General features: G+C 72.1%; 7 protein-coding genes, 1 tRNA gene and 2 rRNA genes (1 of these 10 only partly in view). 5 read left to right on the top strand and 5 right to left on the bottom strand.

Features of this window, described 5'->3' with window-relative positions; genetic code table 11:
* The 3 genes from VQH23_RS06975 to VQH23_RS06965 all read left to right on the top strand — a co-directional run.
* A 23S ribosomal RNA gene (locus VQH23_RS06975) occupies window positions 1-687 on the top strand (it extends 2,055 nt beyond the left edge of the window).
* A 130-nt stretch (window positions 688-817) separates the two neighbouring features.
* A 5S ribosomal RNA gene (gene rrf, locus VQH23_RS06970) occupies window positions 818-932 on the top strand.
* 32 nt (window positions 933-964) lie between these two features.
* A tRNA-Met gene (locus VQH23_RS06965) sits at window positions 965-1,041 on the top strand.
* A 75-nt stretch (window positions 1,042-1,116) separates the two neighbouring features.
* Here VQH23_RS06965 and VQH23_RS06960 read toward each other — a convergent pair.
* From VQH23_RS06960 to VQH23_RS06945, 4 genes are all read right to left on the bottom strand, one after another.
* The gene (locus tag VQH23_RS06960) at window positions 1,117-2,109 is read right to left on the bottom strand and encodes a tripartite tricarboxylate transporter substrate binding protein (protein ID WP_338664907.1); all 993 of its coding nucleotides are present in this window, start codon (window positions 2,107-2,109) and stop codon (window positions 1,117-1,119) included.
* Window positions 2,110-2,183: 74 nt separating this feature from the next.
* Window positions 2,184-3,245 carry an Ldh family oxidoreductase gene (locus VQH23_RS06955; RefSeq protein WP_338664906.1) on the bottom strand — a complete coding sequence of 354 codons (1,062 nt, stop codon included), beginning with the start codon at window positions 3,243-3,245 and terminating at the stop codon, window positions 2,184-2,186.
* Window positions 3,242-4,786, bottom strand: a complete 1,545-nt coding sequence (locus tag VQH23_RS06950; RefSeq protein WP_338664905.1) for an altronate dehydratase family protein — start codon at window positions 4,784-4,786, stop codon at window positions 3,242-3,244. The genes VQH23_RS06955 and VQH23_RS06950 overlap by 4 nt, the downstream gene beginning before the upstream one ends.
* A 20-nt stretch (window positions 4,787-4,806) precedes the next feature.
* Window positions 4,807-6,333, bottom strand: a complete 1,527-nt coding sequence (locus tag VQH23_RS06945; RefSeq protein WP_338664904.1) for an altronate dehydratase family protein — start codon at window positions 6,331-6,333, stop codon at window positions 4,807-4,809.
* 133 nt (window positions 6,334-6,466) lie between these two features.
* On the opposite strand from VQH23_RS06945, the gene VQH23_RS06940 reads away from it, so the two are divergent.
* On the top strand, window positions 6,467-7,345 hold the full coding sequence (locus VQH23_RS06940) for a LysR family transcriptional regulator (RefSeq protein WP_338664903.1): 879 nt from the start codon (window positions 6,467-6,469) through the stop codon (window positions 7,343-7,345).
* Window positions 7,346-7,363: 18 nt separating this feature from the next.
* Here VQH23_RS06940 and VQH23_RS06935 read toward each other — a convergent pair whose 3' ends face one another.
* Window positions 7,364-9,325: an alpha/beta hydrolase domain-containing protein gene (locus VQH23_RS06935; protein WP_338664902.1), complete on the bottom strand. Its 1,962-nt coding sequence runs from the start codon at window positions 9,323-9,325 to the stop codon at window positions 7,364-7,366.
* Window positions 9,326-9,475: 150 nt separating this feature from the next.
* On the opposite strand from VQH23_RS06935, the gene VQH23_RS06930 reads away from it, so the two are divergent.
* Window positions 9,476-10,288: an IclR family transcriptional regulator gene (locus tag VQH23_RS06930; protein ID WP_338664901.1), complete on the top strand. Its 813-nt coding sequence runs from the start codon at window positions 9,476-9,478 to the stop codon at window positions 10,286-10,288.
* Window positions 10,289-10,314 lie beyond the last annotated feature (26 nt).

Below are 10,314 nucleotides of genomic sequence, written 5' to 3'. Positions count from 1 at the left end.
CCGAGCCCCGTTAGCCGGGGCCGGGACCCTGCCTGGTGGGCAGTTTGACTGGGGCGGTCGCCTCCCAAAGTGTAACGGAGGCGCGCGATGGTGGGCTCAGGCCGGTCGGACATCGGCTGTTGAGTGCAAAGGCACAAGCCCGCCTGACTGCGAGCGCGACAGCGCGAGCAGAGACGAAAGTCGGCCTTAGTGATCCGGTGGTCCCGCGTGGAAGGGCCATCGCTCAACGGATAAAAGGTACTCTAGGGATAACAGGCTGATCTCCCCCAAGAGTCCACATCGACGGGGAGGTTTGGCACCTCGATGTCGGCTCATCGCATCCCGGGGCTGGAGCAGGTCCCAAGGGTTCGGCTGTTCGCCGATTAAAGCGGTACGTGAGCTGGGTTTAGAACGTCGTGAGACAGTTCGGTCCCTATCTGCCATGGGTGTTGGAGACTTGAGAGGATCTGTCCCTAGTACGAGAGGACCGGGATGGACGCACCTCTGGTGCACCGGTTGTGGCGCCAGCCGCATCGCCGGGTAGCCAAGTGCGGAACGGATAACCGCTGAAGGCATCTAAGCGGGAAACCAGCCTCAAAACCAGGTCTCCCCAAGGGCCGTGCCAGACCAGCACGTCGATAGGCCGCAGGTGGAAGTCGGGTAACCGACGCAGCCGAGCGGTCCTAATCGCCCGATCGAACTCCACTCCCCCACCGCTGAGGGCTAACCCCCTCGCCGCACGCAGCACCAACACGCAAACACACCACCCACACACCACCTTCCATCCCGGGCAGAACGCTCCGCGTCCGCCCACCCATCATGTCCTCCGGCCCGGTGGCCTGGTGCCTATAGCGAGGCTGCCACACCCGATCCCATCCCGAACTCGGCCGTGAAACGCCCCTGCGCCCATGGTACTGCGTCTTAAGACGCGGGAGAGTCGGTCAGCGCCAGGCCACCCGACCGGAGAACATGATCACTACACCACCGCGGGGTGGAGCAGCCCGGTAGCTCGTCAGGCTCATAACCTGAAGGTCACAGGTTCAAATCCTGTCCCCGCATCCAAGCCTCAGAACCCCCTCAGCACATAACCGTGCCGAGGGGGTTCGCGTTTGTGCACAGGGCAGATGTCCTGGATCTCTACTCAATCTGCACCTCTGCCCTGCGCACCACGTCGCCCCACTTGGCGATCTCGTCCCTGATGAACGCCTCGAACTGCGCGGGTGAGCTGCCAACGGGCTCGGCTCCCTGCTCCGTCAGCTTCGCCAGGAACGCGGGCTGGCGTGCCGCTTCCTGAAGGGCGGCGGAGATAACCTTGATCGCCGCGCGCGGCGTGCGGGCGGGCGCCACGGTGCCGAACCAAGCGACGGCCTGCACGTCGGGGAAGCCCGCCTCGGCCGTCGTCGGCACATCCGGCAGGGAAGCGCTGCGGCGCGTGTCCGTCACGGCCAGCGCGCGCACCCGTCCGTCCTTGATCTGCGGCAGGCCGGAGGGAAGATTGTCCACCAGCATCTCCACACGCCCGGCGGCCGCCTCCAGCAGCATCTGCGCCGCGCCGCGGAAGGGGACGTGCGTCATATCCAGCCCGCTCCCGTTTTTCAGCATCTCGCCCGTCAGGTGAAGGCTGGTGCCGACTCCGGACGAGCCGAAGTTGAAGCCCCCCGGCGTCCTGCGCACCAGCTCCACCAACTCGCCCAGGGTTCGCACCGGAACGCGGTTCGCGACCATGATGACGTTCGGCACCGTGCAGATGTTCGACACCGCCGCGATGTCGGACGGGCGGTAGCCCAGGTTGCGGTACATGGCGTAGTTGATCGCGCCGGTACCAACGGTGACCAGCCCGATCGTGTGGCCGTCCGGATCCGCCTTGGCGAGGACCTCCGTGCCGATCCCGCCGCCCGCGCCCGCACGGTTCTCCACGATCACGGGCTGGCCGAGGCGGGCGGAGATCGCTTCCGCCATCATGCGGGAGAGAATGTCGGCCGTCCCGGCCGGCGCGAAGGGCACGATGTAGCGCATCGGGCGGCTGGGCCGCCACTCCGCGGCCTGCCCGAGGGGAGCCTGCGCCAGAGCCGGTGAGGCCAGCGCGGCGCCTGCCAGGCCGAGCGCCTCTCGCCGGGAGAGTGTTGTCATGCTTCCGCCTCCTCGACCGCGCCGCTTCTTGTCATGGCGCTGGACATCGCTCGCCGCGGGTCGGTGCGGCAGGTTCAGGGCATGGCCACCCCGAGCTTGCCGGCCCAGGGGCGCAGCGCGTCGAGGATGCCCTCGCGCAGCGCGACCCCGCTCTCCTCCGCCTTCCGGTAGCGTCGCAGGCCGGCCTCGCCGGGCAGCCGAACGGGTGCGGAACCGGGACGCGGCGGGCTGGCGCGGCAGCCCTCCGCGATCGCGCCGGTCTGCCGGGTGAAGGCATCCAGCCCCGCAAAGGCGGACGGATCGAACACCTGCAGGAAGACCGCGTTCACCATGCCCTTCGGCCCGTCCGCCCGCCCCTGCCCGGAGAGGCCCTGGCTCAGTGCCTCCGCCGCCAGCGCCCAGCCATAGCCCTTCTGGCCGTGGTCCTGGCCGCCCGCCGGCAGCACCGTGCCGCCGCCCTGAAGCACCGCGGGGTCGTCGCTGGCCTTGCCCTCGGCGGTCATCAGCCAGGGCCGCTCGTACCGCCGCCCCTCGCGGGAGAGGCGAAGCGCCATGTTGTTCGTGGTGATGGAAGCGCTGACGTCGATCATCACGGGATCGCCGCCCGTGGGAAAGCCGATGGAAAAGGGCGCTGGCGAGAGTGCGGCGCGAAGCCCGCCGAAGGGCGCCACCGTCGCGACGCCCGGTGCCGAGGAGTGGATGGACAGCACCAGCCCGCGCTCCGCCGCGCGGCGCAGATAGGCGGCGAGGCAGCCGATATGGTGGCCGTTGCCGATGGCGATGCTGACGGTGCCGTACTGCCCCACCCGCTCGAAGGCGATTTCCATCGCGCGCAGCATCAGCCACGGGCCGGGCAGGCGCCGGCCGTTCCAGGCCAGGCAGGCCCCGCGGTCGGACAGCACCTCCGGATCGCCTGAGGGATTCATCCCCCCGGCCTCGATGTCACCGAGGTAGCGGGCGGCCAGCTCCAGCCCGTGCGTGTCGTGGCCGAGCATGTCGGCCTCCACCAGGATATCGGCGACCGCCGCAGCCTTCGGCGCGTCCAGTCCGGCGGCGGTGAACAGATCCGCGGCGAAGCCGCGCAGCGCGCCGGCGTCGTGTCGGGCGGCGGCCGCCTGGCCCTCCGCCGCGCTCACGCCGTCACGCCGATCGGCCAGGGCACGAACTCGTTGGTGCCGACGCCCGCCAGCTCGCTCTTCGTCCTCTCGCCGGAGGCGTGGCGCAGCAGCCGCTCGAAGATGCGCCGCCCTGCCTGCTCCAGCGTCTCCTCCCCGTCGATGATGGTGCCGCAGTTCACGTCCATGTCCGCCACCATGCGCTCGTACATCGGCGTGTTGGAAGCGAGCTTCATCGTCGGCGCCGGCAGGGAGCCGAAGCAGGAGCCGCGGCCGGTGGTGAAGATCACCATGTTCGCCCCGCCGGCGATCTGCCCGGTGGCCGCCACGGGATCGTAGCCCGGCGTGTCCATGAAGACGAAGCCGCGCGCCGTTACCGGCTCCGCGTACTCGTACACCGCCATCAGCCCGGTGCTGCCGCCCTTCTTGGAACCGCCGAGCGACTTCTCCAGGATGTTGGCCAGTCCCCCCGCATTGTTGCCGGGCGCCACCTTACCGTTGATCTGGCTGTCCCGGCCCTCGCTGTGGCGCAGCCACCAGTCCATGCGCTCCACCAGCTTCCGCCCGACCTCCGGCGTCACGGCGCGTGCCGTCAGCGTGTGCTCCACCCCGAAGATCTCCGTCGTCTCGGAGAGGATGGCGGTGCCGCCGTTCCGGATCAGGATGTCCATGGCGGCGCCGAGGGCGGGGTTGGCCGAGAGGCCGGAGAAGCCGTCGGACCCGCCGCACTGCATGCCGATCGTCAGGTGCTCGGCCGAGACCGGCTCCCGCGTCACGGCGTCCGCGGCCGGCAGCATCTCCCGGACCAGCGCGATGCCGGCCTCCACCGTGCGGCGCAGCCCGCCGCCCTCGCCGATCACCAGCGTCCGCAGCGCCGGCCCGCGCTCCAGCCCCTGCGCCGCCAGGAAGCCGTCTAGGTCGTTCGCCTCGGCGGCCGAGGCGATGACGAGGGCGGCGGCGGTGTTCGGGTTCCGCAGCGTGCCGCCGATGGTCCGCCGCAGCAGCGCCATGGGCTCGCCGCCGCGCTCCATTCCGTCCCCGCCCTCGTGGGCGAAGGGGGCCACCCCGTCCACCATCGGGAAGTCTTCCAGGCGGTCCGGCGTGAAGTGGGCGGCGATCCGGCGCGCCGCCGTGGCGCCCGCGGCGCCGAGGGCGAAGACGCCGACGTAGTTGCGCGTGCCCACGCGGCCATCGGCGCGGCGGATGCCCTGGAAAGTGGCGCGCCGTGCCTCCGGCACGAACTCCGTCGGGCGGTAGTCGCGGGAGTAGGCGTAGTCCTTCTCGACATCGTCGAAGAGGATGTTGTGGCTGTGCATCCAGGTGCCGGGCGCCAGGTTCTCGGAGGCGAAGCCGATCACCGTGTCGTACTTCCGCACCGCCTCGCCCTTGGCGATGAAGCGCGCGGCGATCTTGTGGCCCGCGGGCACGTCCTGCAGCGTGACCACGCCCTCCGCGGGCACGGCCGTGCCGGCGGCAACGGGAAGGCGCGCGACCACCACGTTGTCCCGGGGGTCCAGCCGGATGAAGGGGTTGTAGTTGGGGCGGAGGATGTCGCCGTCCATAATGATGCCCTCCCTCTCGCTCAGGAGCAGACGCCGATGGGCCAGGGGGCGAAGCCGCTCTCCCCCATGCCCTCAATCTCGCCCTTGGTCCTCTCGCCGGAGGCGTGGCGCAGGATCGCCGCGAAGATCCGCGCGCCCGCCTCCTCCACCGTCTCCGCGCCCTCCAGCACCGGGCCGGCATCGAGGTCGATGGCGTCCGCCATGCGCCGGTAGGTCTCGGTGTTGGAGGCGATCTTCACCGTCGGCGCCGGGAGGGAGCCGAAGTCGGTGCCCAGCCCCGTGGTCATCGCGATCAGCGTCGCGCCGGACGCCGCCTGCCCGGTGACGGAGACGGGATCGTGGTCCGGGCTGTCCATGAAGACGAGGCCGGGGCCGCTCACCCGCTCCGCGTAGCGGTGCACCGCCGCGATCGGGGTGCTCCCCGCCTTGCCCAGCCCGTCCAGCGCCCGCTCCAGCCCGCTGGCGAAGCCGCCGCGCTCGCCGCCCCGGTCCAGTCGGCCGTCGAGCCGGGTCTCGCGCCCGTTGCCGTACTCCTGCCACCAGTCCAGCCGCTCCCGCAGGGCGGCCGCGATCTCGGGGCTCGCCGCGCGGTCCGCGAAGGCGCCGCCGGAGAGGAGGAGGTCCGGCGTCTCCGACAGGATCGCCGTCCCGCCCTGGGCCACGAGCATGTCCACCGCCACGCCGAGCGCGGGATTGGCCGAGAGGCCGCAGAGCCCGTCCGCCGCGCCCGTCTGCAGGCCCAGCACGAGGCGCGAGGCCGGGACCGTCGTGCGGCGCGCCGCGTCCGCCACGGGCAGCATGGCCTGGATGCCCGCCTTCGCCGCCTCCACCGCGGCCCGGGTGCCGCCCACCTCCTGCAGCGTCACCGTCTGCAGCCGGTCGCCGACCTCCAGCCCCTCCTTCTCCAGGAAGACCTTCAGGTTGTTGCGCTCGCAGCCCAGGGCGACGATCACGGCGCCGGCCATGTTGGGGTTGCGGATCACGCCCGAGAGGGTGCGGCGGAGCAGGTCCATCGGCTCCCCCGTCATCTCCATGCCGCAGCCCAGGGCGTGAACCAGGGGGACCACCCCGTCCACGTTCGGGAAAGCGGCCAGGCGCTCCTCGTCGAACCAGTCGGCCGCCTGCCGCGCGGCCGTGGCGCCGCAGTTGCTGGCGATGACCACGCCGAGGAAGTTGCGGGTGCCCACGCGCCCATCCGGCCGCACGAAGCCCTGGAAGGTGGCGGGCGCCACCGCGCGGACCGGGCCGGCGGCGGGCAGGGGCGCGGGCACCGCTGGCGCCAGGAGCTCGCCGCGCAGATGCGCCCCGGCCGGGATGTCCACGGCGGCCAGGCCGATCGGGAGGCCGGCCTTCAGCACCGGCTCGCCGCGCCGGATGTCGCGCAGGGCCAGCTTGTGCCCGGGCGGCACCTCCTCCAGCGCGGCGAGGCCCGTGCCGAGCACGGCACCCGCGGCAAGGGGGCGAAGGACGGTGGCGGTGTTGTCGCGCTCATCCGCCCGGATGGTGGCGGCCGGCCGCGATGGCGGGGCGTCATGGCCCATGGACATCTGATCCCTCCCTCCGGCCGCCGCGCTGCCGCCGGTGCTCTCTTCCCATCATTCTATTTTCGGGTTGATGCCTGTCCAACACCGGTACAGCATCGTGGTGATACACGGGCGGCATCACAGGAGTGGCTGAGCCATGGAACTCGGCCATCTCCGCTCCTTCGTCTGCGTGGCGGAGGAGCTGCATTTCGGCCGCGCGGCCCGGCGGCTGGGCATGTCGCAGCCGCCGCTGAGCCGCCAGATCCAGCTGCTGGAGGCGAGGCTGGGGGCCGTACTGCTGGACCGGTCGCGCCACGGCGTGGCGCTGACGGCGGCGGGCCGGGCCTTCCTGCCGGAGGCGCGCGCGGTGCTGGCGGCGAGCGAGAGGGCGGTCCAGACCGCGCGGCGCGCCATGGAGCACCGCGGCGGGGGCGCGGTGAAGCTGGGCTTCTTCAGCGCCAGCACCTACGCCTTCCTTCCGCGGCTGGTCGCCCGCGCCCGGACGGAACTGCCGGGCACGGAGATCCTGCTGCGGGAGATGAGCGGCGCGGCCCAGCTCGAAGCCCTCCGGGTGGGGCGGCTGGATATCGGCCTCGTCCGCCCCTCCCAGGACATGCTGACCCTTTCCTCGCGGCTCGTCTCGACGGAGGAGCTGGTCCTGGCGCTTCCGCTGGACCACCCGCTCGGCCCGCGCCGCCGCCTCAGCCTGCGCGACCTTCAGGATCAGGACTTCATCGGCTACTCGGAGGAGGGGCCGTACATGCGCGGCCTCGTCGCGCGGGCGCTGAGCGGGGCGGGGGTGACGCCGCGGGTCGTCCAGTCCGTTGCCCAGGCGCAGACCATCCTCTCCCTCGTCAGCGCCGGTGTGGGGGTCGCGCTGCTCCCCTCGGACGCGCGGAACATCGGCTTCCCGAACGTGGCGATCCGACCCCTGGCGATGCCGCCCGGCCTGACGGTGGAGCTTTACGCCGTCTGGAAGGCGGAAACCGGAAACCCGGCGCTGGAGGCGCTGCACGGCCTGATGCAGCGCCTCTAGGAAGGGGCGCGTCCCTCTTCAGGGTGAGAGGCCCGCGAGCCTCCCGCCTCTCGCCGCGGCCCCGGCCGCCTCGGCGTCCATCGGCAGCAGCAGCCGCTCCGCCACCAGCCGGGCGGCCGCGGCGCGGACGGCCGCCTCGTAGGCGGCGGGGTCGGGGTAGAGCTCCTCGATGGAGGGGCGCGGGTCGCGCCCGGCCTGCCGTTCCGCCCCGGTCGCGGCGAAGGGCAGCACGCCGCCGACCTGGGTGCAGAGGTCCTGCGGGCCCTCCGTGTTCCTCTGGGGGTTCCAGCCGACATAGGTGGCGCGCGGCGCCGCGATGATCGGGAGGCGGATCCCGGCGATCGCGTTGCCGTCCAGCCCGGCGCGCGGGAGGAAGAGTGGGTAGCTCCCGCGCACCAGGGGCAGGGGCGCCGCCTGCCCGATCGCCTCGGCCCGGACGTACTGTCCGCGATAGGGCAGGCCGGGGATGGCGGGATAGACGGATTCCGCCCGCGCCAGGGTCCCGTGGGCGAGCATGGGGTAGCGGCTGGAGGGCGGCTCGACGCCATCGCGCACCCAGCGCTCCATCGCCATCAGCAGCGCCCGCAGCGCCGGGCCCTGATAAACCGGGTTCAGCGGCAGGGCGCAGGCCGGCATGTCCCGCATCACCGCGTCGGCCGCGTTCCCGTGCGGGGCACCGGCGACCATGTAGGCGCGCACGTTCGCGGGCAGGTCGATGTGGCGGCCGACCGGATCGGTCACGAGAAGGCTGGCCTGGGAGCCCCAGAACTCGAATTCGGAGTCCATCTGCATGACCACCGGGCAGGTGTTCGACAGGCGGCAGCGCAGCAGCAGCCCGTCGCGCCGGCCGCTCACGGGGTCGTCCAGCACCTCGTAGGTGAAGGGGAACTGCAGCACGGGAAAGAGCCGGTCGTGTTGCGGGCCGGGATTGCGGCCGGGCTGGGCGAAGCGGGCATTGGTGAAGCTGCGGCGCGCGCCAGGGATGATCGGCATCATCCCCTCGAAGACGATCCGCCCCGCCTCGTCCTCGTTCATGCCGAAGTAGAGGGCATCGCGCAGCACGCGCCCGGACTGGGAGACGCCGAAGCCGATGGCGCGGTCGATCCCGGACCGTCCCCCGGCGGCCAGCGGGTTGGCCGGGCCGCCCTCGCGCCGCAGGAAGCTCGTCACGTCGCGGATGGCCGCGAGGCCCATCCCCATCACCCGGGGGTCGCGGGCGGTGTAGGTCAGCTCGTAGATCGCCCCGGCCGGCATTCCGGCGGGGCGGGCGATCTCCACCGTGCTGTCGTCGAGGAAGCGCAGGCCGAGGCCGGGCGGCGTGGCCCGCGCCTCGTCCGTCCGCGCGCGCACGGTCAGCCGCGCCGATCCGCGGTCCGCCGCGGGGTAGCTCAGCGTCACGCGCCTCGGGCCCTCCGCGTCGTTGAAGCTCCACTCCTCGCGCGAGGGGCCGGTGAGGTCGGGCACGACGGGAACGGCGATGCGCATCGCGCCCGGCTCATCCGGCGCATCGGCCTGCCAGGCGGCCCAGACCAGGGTGAAGCCCTGGTCCAGGAGGAAGCCGTTGCCGCCATCCTCCGCCCGGTCCAGCCGGCTGGAGGCCGCCGTATCCGTGTCCAGCGTCCGGCCGGTGATCAGCTTGCGGCCGCGGTTCAGCACGTCGAACACGAGCGTCCCGTTCGGGCGCGCGGGGCGAAGGATGACCACGTCCGTCGTCGCCTCGACCCGGCCCTCCGCGTTCCGCGGCGCGCGGTCGAGATCCGCGATGACGGCGTTGCGGGGATCGGTGGGGTCCAGCGCGATCGTGGCGCGCGCAGTGATCTTCTCGGCCTGGCCACGCCCGCCGAAGCTGCGGCCGCCGAGGGCCGGGCTCTCGCGCGAGAGGAGTTCGAAGCGCGTCACCTCGGCCCGCGCCGTTCCGCAGGGCAGGGCCGCGGCGCCCATGGCCAGGGCGTGCGCCAGGTGCAGCCTCCGCAACCGCATCTCTTCCTCCCTTGTTCGTCCGGGAACCGTATCGGGAGGAGGACGCCGCTGGCCAGGGGAATGGCGGTGACGGTATCGAGGGCGCGCCGCGCTGCTTGCCGCGGCCTCCGGCGAACCTATGCTGGCGCCAGCATCGCGACAGGGTCCGGCATGGGCGATCCTCCTCCTACGAAGGCCGATCCGCCCGGGCGCCGCGATGTCGGCGCGGTCGTCCACGCCGTCGCCATCCTCCGCTACCTGTCCGGGGCCTCGGCGCCGCTCGGCGTGGCCGCCATCGCGCGCGGCGCGGGGGTCAGCGTCAGCACCTGCTTCAACATCCTGCGCACCCTCGTCCGCGCGCGCTTCGTGTCCTTCGACGAGACGGGCAAGACCTACGCGCTGGGCCTTGCGGTGGCCGAGATCGCGGCCGGCTTCTTCGGGATGAGCCACGCGGAGCTGATCCGCCCGGAGATGCGTCAGCTCGCCTCGAAGTACGGCATGATGGTCGTGCTGTGGCGGGTGACAGAGGACGGGCACATCGTGCTGATGGACCGGGCCTTCAGCCCCACGGTGGTGCGGGTGGAGATGCCGGTGGGCATCCGGCTGCCGATGCTCGTGGGCGCCGTCGGGCGCTGCGTGGCGGCCAGCATGGCCCTGCCCCGGGCCGAGCTCCGCCGGCGCTTCGACGCCCTCCGCTGGCAGGTGCCGCCGAGCTTCGAGGCGTACTGGGCCGACGTGCAGCGGGCCCGCGAGACGGGCTGGAGCATGGACCTCGGGCACATGTACCGCGGGATGGTCACCGTCGCCTCCATCGTGACGGATGAGACGGGCGCGCCTCGCTTCGGAATCAGCGGGATCGCCCTGGCGGCGCAGCACGACGAGGCGGTCTTCCCCAGCCTCGGGGAGGACCTGCGCGAGCTGGCGGGGCTGGCCGGCCGGGCGCTCTTCCCGAAAGGCGTTCCCGGGCCTGAACGGCATTCCTGATTTGGAATGACTTGCCGCCTGCCCTG

Origin of the sequence: Pararoseomonas sp. SCSIO 73927, assembly GCF_037040815.1 — a bacterium.
In the GTDB taxonomy this organism is placed as follows: domain Bacteria; phylum Pseudomonadota; class Alphaproteobacteria; order Acetobacterales; family Acetobacteraceae; genus Roseomonas.
This window is presented reverse-complemented; position numbering and strand designations above follow the sequence as displayed.

Coding starts and splice junctions, on each gene's coding strand:
- VQH23_RS06930 (WP_338664901.1), top strand. CDS start 9,476: ATGGGCGATCCTCCTCCTACGAAGGCCGATCCGCCCGGGCGCCGCGAT.
- VQH23_RS06960 (WP_338664907.1), bottom strand. CDS start 2,109: ATGACAACACTCTCCCGGCGAGAGGCGCTCGGCCTGGCAGGCGCCGCG.
- VQH23_RS06950 (WP_338664905.1), bottom strand. CDS start 4,786: ATGGACGGCGACATCCTCCGCCCCAACTACAACCCCTTCATCCGGCTG.
- VQH23_RS06935 (WP_338664902.1), bottom strand. CDS start 9,325: ATGCGGTTGCGGAGGCTGCACCTGGCGCACGCCCTGGCCATGGGCGCC.
- VQH23_RS06940 (WP_338664903.1), top strand. CDS start 6,467: ATGGAACTCGGCCATCTCCGCTCCTTCGTCTGCGTGGCGGAGGAGCTG.
- VQH23_RS06945 (WP_338664904.1), bottom strand. CDS start 6,333: ATGTCCATGGGCCATGACGCCCCGCCATCGCGGCCGGCCGCCACCATC.